Raw genomic sequence first — 19,126 nt, 5'->3', positions numbered from 1 at the left:
CTTAGACATAGCGTTGAGGTAGAGAAACGCTGACACGCGTGCCGTGCAGACAGGAAATGTGTAATGTGCCGCCCAGCGCCGTTACGCGCTCGCGCATTCCGGTGAGGCCAAAACCTTGTTGCCCGGAACCCGGCGGCAAACCGCTGCCATCGTCTTCAATTACCAGCATCAACCGTTCATCCTGCTGCCAGCCTTGCAGGGTGACCGCGCTGGCATCGGCATGTTTCACAATGTTGTTCAGCCCTTCCTGGCAGACGCGAAACAGCGTCACACGCTGGTTTTCACTTAACGCGGACTCATCGATTCGCCATTCGAGATGGCTGACAATACCGCGCCCTTCCAGCTCCATTTCCCGCATCAGTGAGCGGATGGCCTGCTCCAGGGTGAGATCATCCAGCTGGCGCGGACGCAACCGCCCTAACAAACGGCGCACCGCGTCGTACACGCCCAGCGACAGTTGTTCGATGAGCTGCCCGCTCTGCTTCACGCTGGCGTTATCTGCCGCCAGCCGCTGAACAATGCCCGCTTGAGTACGAATAGCAGTGATGGTCTGGCCGATATCGTCGTGCAGCTCACGCGCCACATCACGGCGCACGCTCTCTTCAGTTTCTAACAAACGTTCAGCGAGATGCTGATTGCGCGCTAGTTCCTTTTGCAGCGACTGGTTAAGTTCACGCAACCGCTGGATGCCTGCGCCCAGTAACAACCCTGTCAGACTTTGCACCAGCAGCGAGAGCAATAAATCCACCGGATGATCGCGCCAGGTTTGACTGGCGATCAGCGCGATGGCGTTCATCAACGTCGCAATCAGCGCCCCTTGCCAGCCGTAGTGCCAGGCCAGCGCGATAATCGGCAGCGCCAGACAGAATGGCGTAAAGCGCGACAGTTCGTCCGGCAAGCCCAACTGGAGCCAGAGACTGATAACAAACAGCAGCAAGTACCAGACCAGATGCCGCCCGCGCCAGTTGATCGGTTGAGAAACTAACGACGGCCCGAGCGGCAGCCAGGTGTTATTGGCGAGATAGTGCCAGAACACCAGACATATCGGGGCCAGCGTCAGGCCGCCAGTTAAAGTCAGCAACAGCGCATTCCACGACTCTTTGCCGTGCCAAAGCCAGGGCAGCGACTGCAACAACGCCGCCGCCGTTAACGCCGCACCCTGTAACAGCAAGGTGCGCCAGTCACGTTGATGGCGATAGCGCGAGATCAGCGCCACGGGCAGTAACGTCAGTAAACTACCGATCATCAATAAGGAAAAATGGGTTAACCCGACCGCCTGCGTTAGCCAGTAAATCAGCAGCCACTCCGCGCCCAGCAGCACCGGCCAGTATCCGCGCGGGCATTGCAGCATTAGCCCCAGACGCAGACCAAACGGAAATAACAGCACCGCCATATCAGGGCGCTCAACCAGGTGCAGGCTGATACTCCACAGGCAAAACCATGCGGCAGAGAAGATAAAAAAGCAGGCAATAACGGTAATTAAGCGGGAGAACAACGTCTTCATCACCAGCCATCAAACATACGGCGCGCCAGTTCAACGTCGTTACTGACGCCCAGTTTTTCCATCAGATTGGCGCGATGGACGTGTACCGTTTTCGGTGACAAGCCCAGTTCGGCAGCAATCTCTTTCACCGCCATTCCTTGCGCCAGTTTTTCCGCCACCTGGCGTTCACGTTTGGTTAGCGGGTCCTGGCGACCGGATGCCAGTTTAATGGCAATATCCGGCGTCAGATAACAGCCGCCTGTGGCAACCGTATGCACCGCAGCAATCAGTTCGTCAGGGCTACAACGCTTGGAGAGAAAGCCGCGCGCCCCCGCGTTAAGCGCCTGCTCAACCAGCGCCGGACTGTCATGAACGGAGAGCATAATTGTCGCCATACCTTTCGGCAGCTGGCTTAGCAGCTCCAGACCGGAGATATCGGGCATGGAGATATCGCAAATACACACCTGCACACCGCGCCCCGGCAGCCCCGCCAGCGCCTCGCGCCCCGAACCAAACTCGGCAACTACTTGCAAATCAGGTTCCAGTCCGAGCAACTGCGCAAAGCCGGAGCGGACGATGAGGTGATCGTCTATAAGTGCAACGGTGATCATGATTGGGTCCTGGCGGATAAAAAACGCGCATACCTTAACGATAAGCGCGATGTTGTTCAAGTTGGATATGGGGTATGTATTGGCTTAATGATGTTGAGCTTATCGTCAAAACGCTTACCTGAAAGGTAAGCGTTTGGTACGTGTTATTGAGAAAAAGCGAATTATTTGTAGGTTGCGATTGCAATATTGCCTGAAAAATTTCTCCTCCTGTTGCGGAAATCGTTTTCAGGTAACAAAGAGTCATCCAGAAACCTATAATCTTCAGCGGAACGCTCATTAAGAGAGTCATCCACTGAGTCGTTATGAATATAATCCTCACCGTATGTTCGATAAATGAAATTAGCAATATTAAAATCGTTACCAGCTTCATTTATTTCGGCTTTTACAATATAATGAGTTTGTGTGAATGTATGCTGTGAAAAGTCAGCAACAAGAAAATTTGTTTTTCCCAGCAAAGCACAAAACCCTGGGTTATTATTAAGCCCGGCAGAAACAGAATCGTTTGCCTGTATTGCATTAATATCCCCCCTATCAAGCGCGACAGGAAATGCCTGTGAACAAGCATAATACAGGTTACCTATTCCTGAAATACTGGAGAGGCAAGAAATAATATTCTCTGTGATATTTATCTCAACACCATCTTTCTGTAGAGAGTTTCTCACAATATTACATTCATCTGGCGTAAATACAATTTCACTAAAAAGTTTTTCGAAATCTTTATATTTTCTAACACCTCCATGACCAGACAAAGCCATGGTTTTACCCCGCAGAAATTCATGGATTGTGCTATTTATTTTAACTCCACAACATGAAATAATTGAGCTACCCTCTCCAACGTGTCTTGATGCATCAGCAAGAAGTGCACTAAACTCTCCCTCCTGAACATCTAGTTTTTTTATGTCTGATTTATAACTACAATCATCTGGAATTAATTTATCTGGAGTTAATTGAGCTTGTTCATTTAACGCTTTTTTTAATTGGCGCTCAGCATCAGTAACTCCAAAGCTGCATTTAATTTCAGAGTTATTATTAACAATTTCTTGCTTAAGAGCATTTGCAGCAACTGCTACTTTTGAGAGTTGATACTTTTCCAATACATCGTGCTCTGATAATAACCCTATAAACTCTTTCACATTACGACCACTAAAATCCCTGTCTCTACTCTGTTTTTTCAAACTGTTGCCTTTTAACTCACGATACACATCAGTGACTTTAAACTTATCACTGCCGGTCTGCTCAATTTTTATATAGCTATCCATGCCTGTGGTAGCGATCCATGTCTTATAATTCGCATTCGCTGATTCAGGCGTAACATGAAAATAAGAAACCAATTTACCACTGATATCATGCCGATAGATATGAAAAGAATCTAAAATGTATAATAATATATTTCGGAAAACTTCACGAAAAGTGGCATCTTTAGATAATGTTCTACAATTATCGAGCAGGCCGCTTTGTTCCATCGCATCAAATGCAGCAATATTACCCTCGATACTATCTCTTAGACTCTGGCTCAGGCCCTGACTCTGACTCTGACTCTGAAACTGGCTATTATCATTCTCTGTTTCCGTTGGATATGTATAACTCGTCACACTAACCATAGTAACCTCGCAATATGACACTTTGCATATTTTGACATTTTAGAAGCATCAATGGTTAGCATGATAAATATGTCAATGCTAACCGCTATATTTCATTTATTTCAATAATAAGACCATGTGTCGTTAATTTTTAACGATTTTCCCAATGCAATTGCATCACTAACTCTACTTATTCACTATCAAAAATCGCTCATTATTTCAAAAGACTGTTTATACACAGACGGTTAACAATACGCGTTCACCTTAATGATAAACGCGATTTATCAGGCAAAAATCATAAATCAGCAGTTGTTGCGGCACCGAAAAATGTAAAAGTGACTTTATCGATTTTGGAGTTTTGTTCGTCGACCCTACCGGTAGTAAAATAACGAGAACACTGAAGCTTAACTTCATTTCCAACATTATTAACCGCCATCGAATACATCTTCTGACTAAACCCATTTATAGTAAAATCCATTTCATTAAGATACTTTCCAGACCCAAAAAAAGAATTTCCTGATTTTTTTAAATCCACTGTTGGTGAAATGAAACTATCAATACTTTTTGAGAGTAACTCGCGAACATCTTGAGATGTATGTTGTAAGCAAGTCTGATAGCCTTGTGCGGAAGAATAATAAAAACATGTAATCCCCTGAGGACTGGCTAAGCAAGCGATTATTTCATCAATCTTATCATCCGTAATATTACCGTTTGATTGTTTTAATAATTCTCTTACCCGAGCACAATCATCATCATTAAAGCATACCTGTGCAACCAATTGTTCAGGTGTCTTTTGACTATAACTTAGATCTTTTTCAATTATTTCAATTTTGCTTGCAAATATTTTAAGAATATCTTTACTTAACTCAACACCACAGCAAGTTATTTTTGCAGCGCCACTTGGTTTAGTTTGTTCTTTTATACATCTATGAGCATCCATAGTCATAGAGTGTAAATAATCCTCAGTAATATCAATTTTTTCCTGAACAGGTAAATGGCCCTCATCTTTTTGAATTCGCAGGTTTAATAAATCATATGTATTACTCACAATGTCTGCAGGCATTTCGTAACTACAATCCGTATTCATCATAACAATACTATTAACTAATTTTTTCCTCAAAACCGTGTCAGCAGAATGTGTTTCTAACGCAGCAGTTTTTTCAGACAGCGATTTGATAATAGTCGCCACAGCCACTCCAGAATATGATGTTTCTTTTACTATTTTTTTTGTATTTTTTTCACCTGCATCAAACTGTATAACTTTAAAGGATTTGCCACCTGTTTGTTCGATTACGGTATATTCGTTCTCTCCAGTTGCCGCCATCCAGGTACGATTGCCATTATTTTCAGTGCCTGGCATAGGGTGAAAATAGTTAAGGATTTCGGTATTAACACTGCGAGAACCGGACATAATATTTGCTATTAAGCGTTTTATTTCCTGTAACATCCATTTTGCGAAATTACTGCCAGGTGAATATTTTTTCTCGTTATTTGTGATATTAAGCTCAGCAGCAATAATTCTATTTTTATCCAAAAAGGTGGAAGGGCAGGGATTTGACATCATTGTTCCGCTGTTTATAGGGCTTGCCATAATATACCTCACGATGAACCATTAATTAATAGAATGCTGGTCATGACCACTGGTATAGACAGCAATCAGAATTTAAAACCATCGCTGGAAAATTTAGCCCTAACTGTCACCCCCAGGTTACCGGTGCAGCGACTTAAATTAACGTCCTGGGCTAATAAATTGTGCCTGAGATGGTCTCTGGCACAATTTCACCCTATATATCTGAACGGATCTATCAAAAATCGCTCATCAGTAACTCCCCCGAGCGGTTTAATGTCGCTCCTTACTGAAAAAACACCGCAATCTTGTTAAACATCGTCGGATCGGACTGATTACGCTGCACTTTCACCACATCTTCCAGCTTATCGATTTGGCTTATCATCTGCTCCAGACGCTGGTCGTCATTGACCAGTAGCCAGATATGGCTTTTGTCGCTGTCCTGAATCGGCAGACAAAGAATACCTTCAACGTTAAAAGCGCGGCGGGCAAAAAGGCCACAAACGTGGGTCATTACGCCCGGATGGTTGCGAACGGTGAGTTCCAGAATCACGTTGTCATGAGTTGTGTTTTGCATGGCTTATTCCCCCACCATTTCTGTATTCGCCGCACCTGGCGGCACCATCGGGTACACTTTTTCTTCGGCATCAATGCGCACATGGATCAGTGCCGGACCAGGGCGATTGATGATTTCCTGCAATGCAGCCTGCGGATCGGTTTCGTTATTCAAATCACAGGTTTCGAGGCCGAATCCGGCGGCAATCTGCATAAAGTTGATTTTTCCCGGATAGGTAGCGGCAAAAACGCCCTGCTTGTAGAACAGACTCTGTTGCTGATGTACCAGCCCCAGCGCTTCGTTGTTCATCAGAATGATTTTGACATCCAGCTGATTTTCGCTAGCGGTCGCCATCTCCTGAATATTCATCATCAGGCTGCCGTCGCCGGAGAAACACAACACTTTGCGATCCGGGTTCGCCAGCGCCGCGCCAATGGCCGCAGGCAGACCAAAGCCCATCGTGCCCAGCCCACCGGAGGTCAGCCACTGGCGTGGGCGATTGAGCGGATAAGCTTGCGCGGTCCACATCTGATGCTGACCCACATCGGTGGTGATAATCGCATTGTCATCGACACAGGCGGCAACGGCGTTGATCAGGCCGTAATGGCTTAATGGATCGCACGCTTTCGGGATTGGACACGGGAATTCGCGCTGCAAATCCGCTACCAACTGGTGCCACTCTGCACGCGGTTGCGCTTCCACCTGCGGGATCAGCTGCGCCAGCACGTCATCAACATCCGCCTGAATCGCTACGTGCGGCTGCTTGATTTTACCCAGCTCTGCGCGGTCGATATCGACATGAATAATTTTGGCATTCGGGCAGAACTGCTCGGTTTTGCCAATCGCCCGGTCATCAAAACGCGCGCCGAGAACAATCAGCAGATCCGCCTCCTGCAAGATATAGTTGGTGCTGCGCACACCGTGCATCCCCAGCATACCCAGCGACAGCGGATGCGCTTTTGGCAGCATACCCAGCGCCATTAAAGTCATGGTGGTAGGCAGCTGCGCTTTCTCCGCCAGTTCACGCACTCGCGCAGGCGCATTGATCACACCACCGCCCAGATAAAGCACCGGGCGTTTGGCAGCATTAATCATTGCCGCTGCGTCATGAATGCTTTCTTCGCTAAAGGCGGGCGCGACGGCTTTTTCTGCCACCGCGGGCTGTGCTTCAATCTCAAAAACGGCCGTTTGCACATCCTTAGGAATGTCTATCCACACCGGGCCAGGGCGGCCTGATTGCGCAATACGGAAGGCATCGCTCATGACCTGCGGGAGTTCTTCGATATGTCTGACCAGATAGTTGTGTTTGGTGATGGGGATAGAGATGCCGTAGGTGTCGACTTCCTGGAAGGCGTCGGTGCCAATCATCGAGGCGGGAACCTGACCAGTGATGCAAATCAGCGGGATGGAGTCCAGCCGTGCATCGGCAATGGCGGTCACCAGGTTAGTCGCACCCGGCCCGCTACAGGCCATACAGACCGCCGGTTTACCGTCGGTGCGCGCCATTCCCTGAGCGATAAACCCCGCGCCCTGTTCATGGCGAGCCAGAATATGGCGGATTTGCGTGCTTTGGCTTAAGGCATCGTAAACAGGCAGGATAGAACCGCCCGGAATGCCCGTCACAATCTTAATGCCCTGCTGTTCCAGGAAATGAACGATAAATTCTGCGCCGGTAAAGCGCTTACGCGTCGATGTTGTGCCCGAACTTGCCATGCTCCAGTCCTTTTCTTCTGGGCCGACTTTCCGGGAGGTGCTTAAACGAAAAACCCCGCCCGGTTTGCGCCGGCGGGGTTTTGGAATCGTGTGTTGTTCCAGTCCCTACGGCGCATTGCCGACGACCACCACCACACGCACGACGACCACTGCGGCGGATGGCGCAGTTGGTAGTAGTTTTGCGTTGAACATGGAAGTAGTCATTGGGGACCTTGTTGGTTTTGTGTTTAACAATATTTATACAAGCACAGCTTTACAGGGGAGACAATGGAAAATTTTTCAGCAAGGGAAAATTGAGGGGTTGATCACGTTTTGTACTGTACTGCAGGTAACAAAAAACCCCGCCGGAGCGAGGTTTCGTCAGCCGCCCGCGGCTGGTAACCGCAAAGCACACTGTATTATGTCAACACAGAAAGTATACGTGTTCCGCGCAGAACGCGCAATTTCGGCACGAATTTTGACGTATTTAGTGCATAGTTGAGTATCGATCACAGTTTGCGTTTTGTCCAAATATTACTGTTTATTTATACAGTAAACTTCTATAATATCACTGTACGCAATGTGTTATGCGGGGGCCGCATCGTTACCCGGCGCACTAAGTCCTGGCTGAAACGGGTGGTGCCGTCAGCGCCTTAACCCCGCGTGAGCACACTGTGTTATGTCAACAAGCACAACGTTTCTCCTTGAGATACTGCGTGCACAACAGCTGGCAACAGGCAGCGGAAAGGTACGTCAGCTGGCAGTGCTCCTGAACCACAGGAGACGCGTATGAGCCTGGTGGATATCGCCATTCTTATCCTCAAACTCATTGTTGCAGCACTGCAACTGCTTGATGCTGTTCTGAAATACCTGAAGTAATTCAGATTCAAGTCGCACCAAAGGGGAGCGGGTAACCGCTCCCCTTTCATATTTAGCGTGCGGGTTGGTGTCGGATGCGATGCTGATGCATCTTATCCGCCCTACCATCCCTCCCGGCAACATTTATTGCCGCTTTTGTTTACATATTCTGCCGCTAAACAATTCCCCATTCCTGGCGTATATCTGGCTAACATTTATCAATGTGATAGATTCCTCTCCCGCATTTATGGGAATGCGTAGTGACTTATTCTAATTATTTTTATAAAAGCATCCGTGATAATGAAAAGGCATAGAAACGTCAATTTGTTATTGATGTTGGTATTACTCGTGGCCGTCGGTCAGATGGCGCAAACCATTTATATTCCAGCTATTGCCGATATGGCGCGCGATCTCAACGTCCGTGAAGGGGCGGTGCAGAGCGTAATGGGCGCTTATCTGCTGACTTACGGTGTCTCACAGCTGTTTTATGGCCCGATTTCCGACCGTGTGGGTCGCCGACCGGTGATCCTCGTCGGAATGTCCATTTTTATGCTGGCAACGCTGGTCGCGGTCACGACCTCCAGTTTGACAGTATTGATTGCCGCCAGCGCGATGCAGGGGATGGGCACCGGCGTTGGCGGCGTAATGGCGCGTACTTTGCCGCGTGATTTATATGAACGGACACAGTTGCGCCATGCTAATAGCCTGTTAAACATGGGAATTCTTGTCAGTCCGTTGCTCGCACCGCTAATCGGCGGTCTGCTGGATACGATGTGGAACTGGCGCGCCTGTTATCTCTTTTTGTTGGTACTTTGTGCCGGTGTGACCTTCAGTATGGCCCGCTGGATGCCGGAAACGCGTCCGGTCGACGCACCGCGCACGCGCCTGCTTACCAGTTATAAAACGCTTTTCGGTAACAGCGGTTTTAACTGTTATTTGCTGATGCTGATTGGCGGTCTGGCCGGGATTGCCGCCTTTGAAGCCTGCTCCGGCGTGCTGATGGGCGCGGTGTTAGGGCTGAGCAGTATGACGGTCAGTATTTTGTTTATTCTGCCGATTCCGGCGGCATTTTTTGGGGCATGGTTTGCCGGACGTCCTAATAAACGCTTCTCAACGTTGATGTGGCAGTCGGTTATCTGCTGCCTGCTGGCTGGCTTACTGATGTGGATCCCCGACTGGTTTGGCGTGATGAATGTCTGGACGCTGCTCGTTCCCGCCGCGCTGTTCTTTTTCGGTGCCGGGATGCTGTTTCCGCTGGCGACCAGCGGCGCGATGGAGCCGTTCCCTTTCCTAGCGGGCACGGCTGGCGCGCTGGTCGGCGGTCTACAAAACATTGGTTCCGGCGTGCTGGCGTCGCTCTCTGCGATGTTGCCGCAAACCGGTCAGGGCAGCCTGGGGTTGTTGATGACCTTAATGGGATTGTTGATCGTGCTGTGCTGGCTACCGCTGGCGACGCGGATGTCGCATCAGGGGCAGCCCGTTTAAGCTCACGTCACCGCAGCATCGTCATCAGCTCCATGGGAGAACGATGCTGCTTTATCAGATCACGCATCACCCGCATATGCGGCGCAGAGTAAGAATAAAACGCCTGATAGCCCGCACAAAGCACGCTGTCTGGCATCTCCTCCCGAGCGTGCGGACACAGCAGATGCCAGTCGCACGCCTGGCAGCCACGGCGCGGTTGCGGGTTTTCGCTGCCACACCATTTTTGTAAGGTGGCGTCAAAAAGCTCAATCGAGATACGACTGATATCTGCCCGCACCCAACACTCAAACAGGGCAATTAAAAATTTCCCCCACAGCTCTGCTGTCACCGAAGCGGCCGTCAGATCGCCCCGGTCATCAAATTCAAGATGGGGAATGAGCTGTACGGAGCGGATACCCCGTTGTTTGAAATTGTGATAAAAATCGGCAGGTTGCAGAGCATCCTTGTACTCTACAACCAGTTTATGCCTGTCCTCTTCAGCATCAATGACCTGACTTCCTGTCATGCGACTCTCTCAATAAATACGATAAGTTGATGTATATGCGTTACAGCAAACAGTATTGCGAGAGATAACACCGCGAGGGAGATCAAAAATTTGTCACGGACTACGTGAAATTGGGAAAAATCGCTATTCGTGACATCCATTAAATTGCGATTACGGGTGTAGTGCCAGAGGATCAGCGCCACGATGGTGAGAATGCCAATCGAAATCCAGAATAACATGCCCGCCTGGTGCCAGTTGTGTTTGATAGCCAACGCCATCAACGCGCCGTAGCCCAGCATGGTACGAAACCACGCCAGTGATGTACGCTCCGGCTGCAGCCCTGGGTCGGCAATGCGTCTGGCTTTGCGGCTATCCGGCATACAACACCAGTCCCATGACGATCACCGCTACGACCATCAATATTAAGCTGATGATTAATAAGCTGTTGGTGTAAGGCAGGTCCTCTTTCAGACGCATCGCTTTTTCATTGCGTAACCAGCGCAGGTAGCCATACATCGCTAATCCGCCGGAAAACAGACACAACAACAACGCCAGCAGTTCACGAATGACGGGCGTGGCGAAATCTGGCGCAAGTTGATCAAGCCCAACTCCCGCCGCCAGAAATCCTAGTGCAGTACGGATCCACGCCAGAAAAGTACGCTCATTAGCCAGCGAGAAGCGGTAATCGGGCGCTTCTCCGAGGCGGGAAATTTTCATTGTTGCTCCTTTGCAATTTCACTAACGCTCTATCTTTAGCGGTTTTTTTTAAGAATTTCGTCCGCCCGTTTCCTGATATGCTTTTGCCATCCGCTACAAGGAGGTCAGATGGGTATCATAGCGCAAACTAAAATCAGTTCATTGGGCATGCTGTTCGGTGCCATCGCTTTAATGATGGGGATTATCCACTTTTCATTCGGCCCTTTTTCCGCACCACCGCCAACGCTTGAAAGCATCGTGGCGGACAAAACGGCTGAAATTAAAAGAGGTCTTCTCGCCGGAATAAAAGGCGAAAAAATTACCACCGTGGAGAAAAAAGAGAACGTAGATATCGATAAAATCCTCGATCAAAGCGGTATCGCACTGGCCATTGCTGCGCTACTTTGCGCATTTATTGGCGGTATGCGTAAGGAAAATCGCTGGGGTATTCGCGGCGCGCTGGTTTTTGGCGGCGGGACGCTGGCTTTCCATACCTTGCTTTTTGGTATCGGCATCGTGTGCAGCATTTTGCTGATATTCCTTATCTTTTCCTTCCTGACCGGCGGTTCGCTGGTTTAAGCAGCCTGAATAATGCCCGCCGGGTGATCATCAGCGGGCATTATCGTCAGAACTTCTGTTTTTTCTCCTCCACCTTCACTCCTTGCGTCGGTAGGCCGGTGTCATAGTCGCGTACCACTGGCGAATAGCCATCTTGTGGGCGTGGACGAAATGCCCCCATCCAGCGCGGCCGTGCATCTTTACGCCACGGACGCAGGCTCCATTGGTAACTGCGGAACGGATCGCGAATTTTGTCCATGTAATCCAATAACGCGTCATGCATTTTGCTGCGAACGTCGGCAAAACGGATATCATCTATCAGGTTATGCATTTCATTTGGATCATTACGGCGATCGTAAAGTTCATCACTGGTGAAGAGGTTGAGTACCAGTTTAAAGTCATCCGTCACCCAGCAACGCACCGGAATAAAACCGCCAAAGCTGTCATGCTCAATCTCGTAGCGGTTAAATTCCACCATCACGCCGCGTGGCTCTGTTACGGCAAGGATATTTTCCCCCGGCAGAATCTCTGGTTTTTCAATATCTGCCAGCGCCATCATTGTCGGCAGTAAATCGATATGACTGACTGGCGTATCGACCTGTCGCCGCTCCCCTTGCGGCGAACGGATGATCAGCGGAATACGGGTGATGTCGTCATACATCGCCGCTCCTTTACTGATCAGCTTATGTGCGCCCATCATTTCACCGTGATCGGAGGTATAAATGACCCACGTATTTTCACGTTGCTCTGGCGTTAAGGCATTGATGACACGTCCGATTTGGTCATCAACAAAGTCATTGCAGGCAAAATAGAGCGGATGGTGATAAAGCCCGTCATCACCGACTGGCGATGGCATCGCCTGCGCCCATAAGCGGTGATGTTCCGGTTTGTTCGCCAGGTCATCCTGTGATTTCTCGCCAAGTTCGTAGTAAAAATCAGCGTATTTCTCTAAATACTCCACCGGACAGGTGAACGGGTGATGCGGCTCATCATACGAAACCACCATCAGGAAAGGTTCGTCGGCGCGCGCGGGCTGTTGCAGAAAATCTACCGCCCGATTGCTGATGCGGTGCGCCCAGGTGAAGGTTTCGTCGATATGGTTCGCCTGTAAATCTTCGACGCTGTTTAGGCCATTGCGCCACAGGCTAATCTCTTTTTCCGTCAGTTCGCTAAGATAGTTCGCCCCATCGAACCAGTAATCAGCGTCCCACTCCGGCGGACACTCGCCAGTGCCGAAATAGTCATGACCGTCGAGATGCCATTTGCCGATGTAACAGGTGTGATAGCCGGCATCCTTAAAGTAGCGCCCCATAGTGGAGATGTTTTTGCCTGGCGCGACGTTGTTGGTCCACGGGCCGGACTGGTTAGCGTAGATACCGGTGAATAGTCCGGCGCGTGCAGGCGTACAAACCGGTGAACAAGTGTAGGCGGAATTAAAGCGAATACCTTCCGCCGCCAGACTATCAATATTTTGCGTATTCAGCGGTTTACCGCTATAGCAACCGACCATATTGGTGGCCTGGGTATCGGTCATGATGAACAGAAAATTGGGGCGTTTCATAGGCTATCCTTCGCGTCGGGAGTAAAGGTTACGGCTGGGTCGTGACGATGCCGCCAGTTGTCAAAAATCAGGTAGACAATCACTACGGCGGCAATGAAATAACTGATCATCGCTAACCAGCGCGTACCGTAGCCGCCGAATTCAGCCAGCCCGGCATAGACGCCAATCATCGCGAACAGGATGCCAATTGACGCGATCTTGACGTTTTTCCACGGTTTCATGTCCACCGCAAACGCATCGTTGAAGGTGAACGGCGTGGCGCGCGGTTTGATAAAACCGATCACCAACATCACGACCACGTTGATGCAGAACGTACAGGCCAGCACATAGAGGAAATGGAAGTCGAACTTCACCAGATAGTTGATGGTGATGTAGCTGATTATGCCAATCCCCATCGCCACTTTTGCCGCCAGCGCCGGAATGCGCGGGAAGAAAAAGCCCATAATGATGATGGTAACCAGCGGCACGTTGTAAATACCGTTGAGCTGTTTCATCCAGCTATATAGCCCCTGCGGCGCGTTGGCGATCCACGGCGCGACCAGCACCGAAACGATAGCGATAAAGAAACCAAATTTGCGCCCGACGGTGACCAGCTGTTGCGGCTCGGCATTCTGGTTAATGATGCGACGGTAAATACCCATACTGAATAACGTACTGGCGCTATTCAGAAAGCCGTTGAAGGTACTGATCACCGCACCAAATAACACCGCGCCGAAGAAACCCACCAGTGGCACTGGCAGAACGTTATTGACCAGCGTCGGGTAGGCCATGTCGGCTTTCGGTAGATCCTGATACAGATGAAACGCAATCAACCCTGGCAGCACCAGTACCAGCGGGTCGAGCATTTTCAGCACCGCCGTTAACAGCGCCCCCTTTTGCCCTTCCGCCAGGCTTTTTGACGCCAGCGTGCGTTGCACGATGCCCTGATTTGTACACCAGTAAAAGGTGTTCACCAGAATTAAACCGGTAAATGCCGCGCCAATCGGCAAAGGATCGGTCGGGCCGCCGACTGAGTTTAATTTCTCGGCGTGAACGGTGGTAAGTTGCTCAATGCCCTGCATAAAGCTGCCCTTGCCCATCGCGATCAGGCCAAATATCGGCACCATCAACCCGCCAATAACCAGCCCAATACCGTTAATGGAGTCCGCCACTGCCATTGCGCGCAGTCCGCCGATCACCGCATACAAAATTCCCGCCAGACCAAGCAAAATTACCAATAGCCAGATAGCCGCACCGTGAGAAATCTGTAGCGATTCCCCGACGTGAAACAGGCTGTTGAGCGCCAACGCGCCGGAGTAGAGAACAATCGGCAGAAAGCAGACGCCGGTGGCAATGAGGAAGCAGAAGTCGATGATAATACGCGTCGTTTTATCATAACGTTCCTCCAGAAAATCGGGGATGGTGGCAATGCCACGCTTCAGATAGCGCGGTAAAAAGATTAGCGCGAGGAAGATCAGCGTCACCGCAGAAGTGACTTCCCAGCCCATCACCGACATGCCGCTTTTGTAGGCCTGCCCGGAAAGACCAACCAGTTGTTCCGTGGAAAGGTTGGTTAACATTAACGAAGCGGCAATAACCGGCGCTTTTAGTGAACGTCCGGCAAGAAAATAGCCTTGTTGCGATCCGGTATCTGTTTTGCGGACCTTCCACCAGGTGATGACCGCCACCAGCAGCGTAAAACCGACAAAACTCAAGATTTGTAACGAATTCATCTCATAGCCCTTATTTATGTTTATGTCCCGGACGCATGAATATAGGGAGAGGTAAAATGCGTCGGGTCAGGCAGTCAGATTCTTAAAATACAAACATCGTATCCCTGAACGGATTGTTTTCTGTTAAGTTCAGGTTGTGAGCATAATTCGCCGGAGGGATATTAAAATGAATGGAAAATTGCAAAGTTCGGATGTAAAAAACGAAACTCCGTACAATATTCCCTTATTGATTAACGAAAATGTGATCTCCAGCGGAATTTCTCTGATCTCGCTCTGGCATACCTACGCCGACGAGCATTATCGGGTGATCTGGCCGCGGGACAAGAAGAAACCGCTTATCGCCAACTCATGGGTTGCGGTGTATACCGTACAAGGATGTGGAAAAATTATTTTAAAGAATGGTGAACAAATAACACTGCATGGCAACTGTATTATATTTTTAAAGCCAATGGATATTCACTCTTATCACTGTGAAGGTTTAGTCTGGGAACAGTACTGGATGGAATTTACCCCCACCAGTATGATGGATATTCCCGTCGGTCAGCAAAGCGTTATTTATAATGGCGAAATTTATAATCAGGAACTCACCGAAGTTGCTGAATTAATTACTTCACCAGAAGCAATAAAAAATAATCTGGCAGTCGCTTTTCTGACGAAAATTATTTATCAGTGGATTTGTCTTATGTACTCAGACGGTAAAAAAGATCCACAACGGCGGCAAATTGAAAAACTAATTGCCACTTTACATGCCAGTCTGCAACAACGCTGGAGCGTAGCTGATATGGCTGCCACGATCCCCTGTAGCGAAGCCTGGTTGCGTCGTCTGTTTTTACGCTATACCGGCAAGACGCCGAAAGAATATTACCTCGATGCACGTCTGGATCTGGCGCTATCGCTATTAAAGCAACAAGGGAACTCGGTTGGCGAAGTCGCTGATACGCTCAACTTCTTCGACTCCTTTCATTTCAGCAAAGCCTTTAAACATAAATTTGGTTATGCGCCGTCAGCCGTGCTAAAGAATACGGACCAGCACCCAACGGATGCCAGTCCACACAATTAACGTAACTCTGGCCAGTACGCTTTGTTGGCCTCCAGCAAATCATCCAGAATAGCTTTGGCGACCGAGGCGCTCGGTACCGTTTTCGACAACGTAATCGCCTGCCACAGGTGCTGATATGAACGCTGTTCCCAGGCGTCCACGACCAGTTTTTCCACCGCCACTTGCTGACTCATTAACCCTTTCTGAAACTGCGGGATATCGCCGACCACCAGTGGTTCTGGTCCGTTGTGCCCGACCAGACACGGGATCTCGACCATCGCTTCATCATCAAAGTTATGGATTGCCCCGTTGTTAGGCACAATCAGCAACATCCGCTCCTGAGTGTTGAAGGCAATCGCCGCCGCAAGATCGACGATGTATGACGCATGTTCGTCAATTTCCAGCTTGCCCGCCGCTGAATTTCCTGCCGCCGTAATGGCGCGGCAAGCATCGAAAACCTGTTTCTCGCGATGCTCCATCACCTCATTCGCGCGGGTATGTTCAGGGTTGGAATGCTGAACGACATAATCCGGGAAGAGATAATATTTCAGATAGGTATTCGGTAATGTATCCGGGTCCAGAGCCTGGACATCCCGCGCTTTTGCATAGGTGTCGTTCCAGCTCGCTTCAGTATGTGTATCTTGCTGCGGTGGAACATAACCGTGCTTCGAGACATATTGCCGCAGCTGGGGCATCAGGTCGTTGCCCTGCAAATCTTCAATTGATGTCCACCAGCCAAAGTGGTTCAGGCCGTAGTAGCGCACGCGCATCTGTTTGCGATCTTGCAGCCCAACAATTTGCGCCATCCGGCTTTCAATACCGATTGGCATGTCACAGATGTTGAGGATTTTCGCATTCGGGCGCAGACGACGCGTGGCTTCTGCGACAATGGCTGCCGGGTTGGAGTAGTTGAGCATCCAGGCATTTGGTGAATATTTTTCCATATAATCCACCAGTTCCAGGACGCCGCCAATGGAACGCATGCCGTACGCTATTCCGCCGGGTCCGCAAGTTTCCTGACCAACAACGCCGTGGCGCAGCGGGATTTTTTCATCCAGTTCGCGCATCGGGTATTTGCCGACGCGGATGTGCGCCATGACAAAATCAACGTCGCTGAACGCCACTTCAGGATCGGTGGTGTAACTAAACGCAATGTCCGGCGCTTTCTCTTTAAGGATGACTTTACAGGCTTCAGCAATGACTTCCTGCCGCGCGCCATCGTTATCATAAAATTTCAGTGCACGAAGCGGGAAACGGTCCTGATTCGCCAGGAGCATCAACACGATGCCTGGCGTAAAGGTGCTTCCACCGCCTGCGACAACCACTGAGAATTTGGTCATTATACTGCCTCCGTAATGGCAACATTTTCTGCTGATTGATGAGAATTAATTAAGCTATCGAGCTGTTCACGTAGCTGGGATACATGCAGACCAATGATCACCTGAATGGCATCGCCACTACGGAAGACGCCGTGCGCTCCCAGCTTTTTAAAGACTTCGTCATCCAGCGTTTGTGACATGTCATGCAGTGCAATCCGTAGACGCGTCGCGCAATTGTTAATGCTGGAGATATTGCCGACCCCGCCCAGGGCTTGCAGGATACCGGCAGCCTGATCCAGCTCTTTTTTTGGCTCTGCCGCGGTGGTTTGGCCTCGCGAGGCTTTGTATTCGGCTTTTGAGTAGAGTTTCACTTCCGCATCTTCACGTCCCGGCGTGCACATGTTGAATTGCAGAATCAGGGTGCGGAAAACCACGAAGTACAGCAGGGTAAAGCACAACCCAATGGCGATTTGGGTCAGCATCATATCCGCGTGGTTGCTGAACATCGGGATCCAGTTTTGCGGTAAAACCTGGTCAATCAAACCACCGCCCATGTTGCCCACCACACCAAAGAGGTACATCACGGTCGACATTGAGGCCGCAAGCACAGCGTGTACCGCAAACAGCAACGGTGAAATGAACAGGAAGGTAAATTCCAGCGGTTCGGTAATTCCCACCAGCATGGCGGTTAAGGTTGCGGGAATCAGCAAGCCCGCCACTTTTACCCGATTTTCCGGTGCGGCAGTGAAGTACATCGCTAAAGAAATGCCCACGGCACCAAAGATTTTTGAGTTACCGTGCAGGGCAAAACCGCCTTCCGGGAACAACGATTTCAGCGGCTCGGCGCTCAGACTGAACTCTTGCAGATGCTGCGCCCAGTACATCTGAATGCCGCCTTCAACAGCTGCCGGACCAAAGATAAACGGTCCGTAGATGAAGTGGTGTAAACCGGTTGGGATCAGAATACGTTCGAGGAAGGTGTAAACCCAGACCCCAAGCGCACCCGCCGAACGCAGGAACGCTTGCAGAGATTCAATCCCCATTTGTACTTTTGGCCAGCCGAGCAACGTCAGCCAGGCGCAGGGGATCATCACCAGGAAGGCGATAATCACCACATAAGATGTCCCCTGGAAAATGCCGAGAAACACCGGCAGTTTTTTATCGAACAGACGGTTATGCAGCGCCGTCACAATGCCGGAAATGATAATTGCGCCGATAATGCTGGTATCGAGGGTTTTAATCCCGGCCATCATTGTCAGACCGCTACCTGCCACCGCGTCCTGAGTGAAATCGACGCCGAAGTAGCTTCCCCAGGTCATTCCCATCGCGTTGATGAAATAGTTCCAGGTCAGGAAACTCACCATCACCGCCAGACAAGCTCGCCCCTGCGCTTGCTTAGCAAGGCCAATGGGTAAACCGACAGCAAAAATCAGCGGCATATTACGGAATACCGTCCAACCGCCCTCTTCAATAATATGTACGATTTGCGCGAACAAACTGTTTGGATCGGTCAGTGATTCCCCGACAAACATCGGGTTTTGCAGCAAGATGGCAAGACCCACCACAATCCCGGCGAAGGGAAACAGCAGCACTGGCGTGAACATCGCGCCGCCAAAGCGTTGAATTTGACTGAGCATTTCCACATCCTCTTTTCTCAATTCTGTAAGTAGGAAGCCTGATTGGTTATGCGGCAGGCCTGGAGCGAGGATAGGAAGATGCGATCGGCAGAACATGACGACCCAGTGGGATTCGTGATCGCTTTCATGCTTTTCGTTGGGCGGTAGAGATCTACGTTTTCGCAAAAAAGTAGACATCTGTGAGCACTGGTACACAGCATCGAACACATCTTTAAAAAAAAGATGTTTTTTCAATCGATTAAGCAGAACTTGTGGGCGCATTACCCGGGCTTGCAGGCAAAAAAGAGA

General features: G+C 49.7%; 19 protein-coding genes. 4 read left to right on the top strand and 15 right to left on the bottom strand.

The annotated features are described in order from the left end of the window. Window position 1: 1 nt before the first annotated feature. From uhpB to ivbL, 7 genes are all read right to left on the bottom strand, one after another. Window positions 2-1,504, bottom strand: coding sequence for a signal transduction histidine-protein kinase/phosphatase UhpB (gene uhpB / locus ACK8NJ_RS00190; RefSeq protein WP_001308147.1), 1,503 nt, complete (start codon window positions 1,502-1,504; stop codon window positions 2-4). Then, window positions 1,504-2,094, bottom strand: a complete 591-nt coding sequence (uhpA, locus tag ACK8NJ_RS00185; RefSeq protein WP_000633668.1) for a transcriptional regulator UhpA — start codon at window positions 2,092-2,094, stop codon at window positions 1,504-1,506. Before uhpA ends, uhpB begins: the two co-directional genes overlap by 1 nt. Before the next feature lie 161 nt (window positions 2,095-2,255). Then, window positions 2,256-3,695, bottom strand: coding sequence for a hypothetical protein (locus ACK8NJ_RS00180; RefSeq protein WP_157914468.1), 1,440 nt, complete (start codon window positions 3,693-3,695; stop codon window positions 2,256-2,258). A gap of 274 nt (window positions 3,696-3,969) precedes the next feature. Continuing rightward, complete coding sequence (locus ACK8NJ_RS00175; RefSeq protein WP_143365078.1) at window positions 3,970-4,452, bottom strand: hypothetical protein; 483 nt, start codon at window positions 4,450-4,452, stop codon at window positions 3,970-3,972. Window positions 4,453-5,527: 1,075 nt separating this feature from the next. Then, the gene (gene ilvN / locus ACK8NJ_RS00170) at window positions 5,528-5,818 is read right to left on the bottom strand and encodes an acetolactate synthase small subunit (RefSeq protein ID WP_001181706.1); all 291 of its coding nucleotides are present in this window, start codon (window positions 5,816-5,818) and stop codon (window positions 5,528-5,530) included. Between the two features lie 3 nt (window positions 5,819-5,821). After that, window positions 5,822-7,510, bottom strand: coding sequence for an acetolactate synthase large subunit (ilvB, locus tag ACK8NJ_RS00165; RefSeq protein ID WP_096931016.1), 1,689 nt, complete (start codon window positions 7,508-7,510; stop codon window positions 5,822-5,824). Between the two features lie 105 nt (window positions 7,511-7,615). After that, window positions 7,616-7,714 carry an ilvB operon leader peptide IvbL gene (ivbL, locus tag ACK8NJ_RS00160; RefSeq protein WP_001312198.1) on the bottom strand — a complete coding sequence of 33 codons (99 nt, stop codon included), beginning with the start codon at window positions 7,712-7,714 and terminating at the stop codon, window positions 7,616-7,618. A gap of 564 nt (window positions 7,715-8,278) precedes the next feature. Here ivbL and tisB point away from each other — a divergent pair. Next, window positions 8,279-8,368 (top strand): type I toxin-antitoxin system toxin TisB, encoded by a 90-nt coding sequence (gene tisB / locus ACK8NJ_RS00155; protein ID WP_000060506.1) that lies wholly within the window; start codon window positions 8,279-8,281, stop codon window positions 8,366-8,368. A gap of 123 nt (window positions 8,369-8,491) precedes the next feature. Here the strand turns inward: tisB and ysdE are convergent, their stop codons facing one another. Continuing rightward, complete coding sequence (gene ysdE / locus ACK8NJ_RS00150) at window positions 8,492-8,566, bottom strand: protein YsdE (protein ID WP_211180519.1); 75 nt, start codon at window positions 8,564-8,566, stop codon at window positions 8,492-8,494. 81 nt (window positions 8,567-8,647) lie between these two features. Here ysdE and emrD point away from each other — a divergent pair, with 81 nt between their 5' ends. Then, the gene (gene emrD, locus ACK8NJ_RS00145; RefSeq protein ID WP_001306726.1) at window positions 8,648-9,832 is read left to right on the top strand and encodes a multidrug efflux MFS transporter EmrD; all 1,185 of its coding nucleotides are present in this window, start codon (window positions 8,648-8,650) and stop codon (window positions 9,830-9,832) included. A gap of 7 nt (window positions 9,833-9,839) precedes the next feature. Here emrD and ACK8NJ_RS00140 read toward each other — a convergent pair whose 3' ends face one another. The 3 genes from ACK8NJ_RS00140 to ACK8NJ_RS00130 are packed head-to-tail and all read right to left on the bottom strand — an operon-like array spanning window position 9,840 to window position 11,033. Then, window positions 9,840-10,337, bottom strand: coding sequence for a radical SAM protein (locus ACK8NJ_RS00140; RefSeq protein WP_000148043.1), 498 nt, complete (start codon window positions 10,335-10,337; stop codon window positions 9,840-9,842). Beyond that, window positions 10,334-10,696 carry a DUF202 domain-containing protein gene (locus ACK8NJ_RS00135; protein ID WP_001113437.1) on the bottom strand — a complete coding sequence of 121 codons (363 nt, stop codon included), beginning with the start codon at window positions 10,694-10,696 and terminating at the stop codon, window positions 10,334-10,336. Before ACK8NJ_RS00135 ends, ACK8NJ_RS00140 begins: the two co-directional genes overlap by 4 nt. Then, a complete protein-coding gene (locus ACK8NJ_RS00130) occupies window positions 10,686-11,033 on the bottom strand; it encodes a YidH family protein (RefSeq protein WP_000703959.1) in 348 nt (115 codons plus the stop codon). Before ACK8NJ_RS00130 ends, ACK8NJ_RS00135 begins: the two co-directional genes overlap by 11 nt. A 108-nt stretch (window positions 11,034-11,141) precedes the next feature. Here ACK8NJ_RS00130 and yidI point away from each other — a divergent pair, with 108 nt between their 5' ends. Continuing rightward, complete coding sequence (yidI, locus tag ACK8NJ_RS00125; protein WP_411962021.1) at window positions 11,142-11,591, top strand: protein YidI; 450 nt, start codon at window positions 11,142-11,144, stop codon at window positions 11,589-11,591. 46 nt (window positions 11,592-11,637) lie between these two features. Here the strand turns inward: yidI and ACK8NJ_RS00120 are convergent, their stop codons facing one another. Together ACK8NJ_RS00120 and ACK8NJ_RS00115 are read right to left on the bottom strand one after the other, a co-directional pair. Continuing rightward, window positions 11,638-13,131 carry a sulfatase-like hydrolase/transferase gene (locus tag ACK8NJ_RS00120; protein ID WP_411962020.1) on the bottom strand — a complete coding sequence of 498 codons (1,494 nt, stop codon included), beginning with the start codon at window positions 13,129-13,131 and terminating at the stop codon, window positions 11,638-11,640. Continuing rightward, window positions 13,128-14,843 carry a solute:sodium symporter family transporter gene (locus tag ACK8NJ_RS00115; RefSeq protein ID WP_411962019.1) on the bottom strand — a complete coding sequence of 572 codons (1,716 nt, stop codon included), beginning with the start codon at window positions 14,841-14,843 and terminating at the stop codon, window positions 13,128-13,130. The genes ACK8NJ_RS00120 and ACK8NJ_RS00115 overlap by 4 nt, the downstream gene beginning before the upstream one ends. Before the next feature lie 166 nt (window positions 14,844-15,009). On the opposite strand from ACK8NJ_RS00115, the gene ACK8NJ_RS00110 reads away from it, so the two are divergent. Then, window positions 15,010-15,903, top strand: coding sequence for a helix-turn-helix transcriptional regulator (locus tag ACK8NJ_RS00110; RefSeq protein WP_024180364.1), 894 nt, complete (start codon window positions 15,010-15,012; stop codon window positions 15,901-15,903). On the opposite strand, the gene ACK8NJ_RS00105 is transcribed toward ACK8NJ_RS00110, so the two are convergent. Together ACK8NJ_RS00105 and ACK8NJ_RS00100 are read right to left on the bottom strand one after the other, a co-directional pair. Beyond that, window positions 15,900-17,222 (bottom strand): 6-phospho-alpha-glucosidase, encoded by a 1,323-nt coding sequence (locus ACK8NJ_RS00105; RefSeq protein WP_000160111.1) that lies wholly within the window; start codon window positions 17,220-17,222, stop codon window positions 15,900-15,902. The two genes, ACK8NJ_RS00110 and ACK8NJ_RS00105, sit on opposite strands and share 4 nt — an antisense overlap. Further along, on the bottom strand, window positions 17,222-18,838 hold the full coding sequence (locus ACK8NJ_RS00100) for a PTS sugar transporter subunit IIB (protein WP_000952127.1): 1,617 nt from the start codon (window positions 18,836-18,838) through the stop codon (window positions 17,222-17,224). Before ACK8NJ_RS00100 ends, ACK8NJ_RS00105 begins: the two co-directional genes overlap by 1 nt. Between the last annotated feature and the right edge of the window lie 288 nt (window positions 18,839-19,126).

Origin of the sequence: Escherichia sp. F1 (assembly GCF_046764225.1) — a bacterium.
GTDB classification, from domain to species: Bacteria; Pseudomonadota; Gammaproteobacteria; order Enterobacterales; family Enterobacteriaceae; genus Escherichia; species Escherichia coli.
Note: the sequence above shows the minus strand (reverse complement) of the source record. Positions and strands in the feature narration are given on the sequence as shown.

Coding starts and splice junctions, on each gene's coding strand:
- uhpB (WP_001308147.1), bottom strand. CDS start 1,504: ATGAAGACGTTGTTCTCCCGCTTAATTACCGTTATTGCCTGCTTTTTT.
- uhpA (WP_000633668.1), bottom strand. CDS start 2,094: ATGATCACCGTTGCACTTATAGACGATCACCTCATCGTCCGCTCCGGC.
- ACK8NJ_RS00180 (WP_157914468.1), bottom strand. CDS start 3,695: ATGGTTAGTGTGACGAGTTATACATATCCAACGGAAACAGAGAATGAT.
- ilvN (WP_001181706.1), bottom strand. CDS start 5,818: ATGCAAAACACAACTCATGACAACGTGATTCTGGAACTCACCGTTCGC.
- ilvB (WP_096931016.1), bottom strand. CDS start 7,510: ATGGCAAGTTCGGGCACAACATCGACGCGTAAGCGCTTTACCGGCGCA.
- ivbL (WP_001312198.1), bottom strand. CDS start 7,714: ATGACTACTTCCATGTTCAACGCAAAACTACTACCAACTGCGCCATCC.
- tisB (WP_000060506.1), top strand. CDS start 8,279: ATGAGCCTGGTGGATATCGCCATTCTTATCCTCAAACTCATTGTTGCA.
- emrD (WP_001306726.1), top strand. CDS start 8,648: ATGAAAAGGCATAGAAACGTCAATTTGTTATTGATGTTGGTATTACTC.
- ACK8NJ_RS00140 (WP_000148043.1), bottom strand. CDS start 10,337: ATGACAGGAAGTCAGGTCATTGATGCTGAAGAGGACAGGCATAAACTG.
- ACK8NJ_RS00135 (WP_001113437.1), bottom strand. CDS start 10,696: ATGCCGGATAGCCGCAAAGCCAGACGCATTGCCGACCCAGGGCTGCAG.
- ACK8NJ_RS00130 (WP_000703959.1), bottom strand. CDS start 11,033: ATGAAAATTTCCCGCCTCGGAGAAGCGCCCGATTACCGCTTCTCGCTG.
- yidI (WP_411962021.1), top strand. CDS start 11,142: ATGGGTATCATAGCGCAAACTAAAATCAGTTCATTGGGCATGCTGTTC.
- ACK8NJ_RS00120 (WP_411962020.1), bottom strand. CDS start 13,131: ATGAAACGCCCCAATTTTCTGTTCATCATGACCGATACCCAGGCCACC.
- ACK8NJ_RS00115 (WP_411962019.1), bottom strand. CDS start 14,843: ATGAATTCGTTACAAATCTTGAGTTTTGTCGGTTTTACGCTGCTGGTG.
- ACK8NJ_RS00110 (WP_024180364.1), top strand. CDS start 15,010: ATGAATGGAAAATTGCAAAGTTCGGATGTAAAAAACGAAACTCCGTAC.
- ACK8NJ_RS00105 (WP_000160111.1), bottom strand. CDS start 17,222: ATGACCAAATTCTCAGTGGTTGTCGCAGGCGGTGGAAGCACCTTTACG.
- ACK8NJ_RS00100 (WP_000952127.1), bottom strand. CDS start 18,838: ATGCTCAGTCAAATTCAACGCTTTGGCGGCGCGATGTTCACGCCAGTG.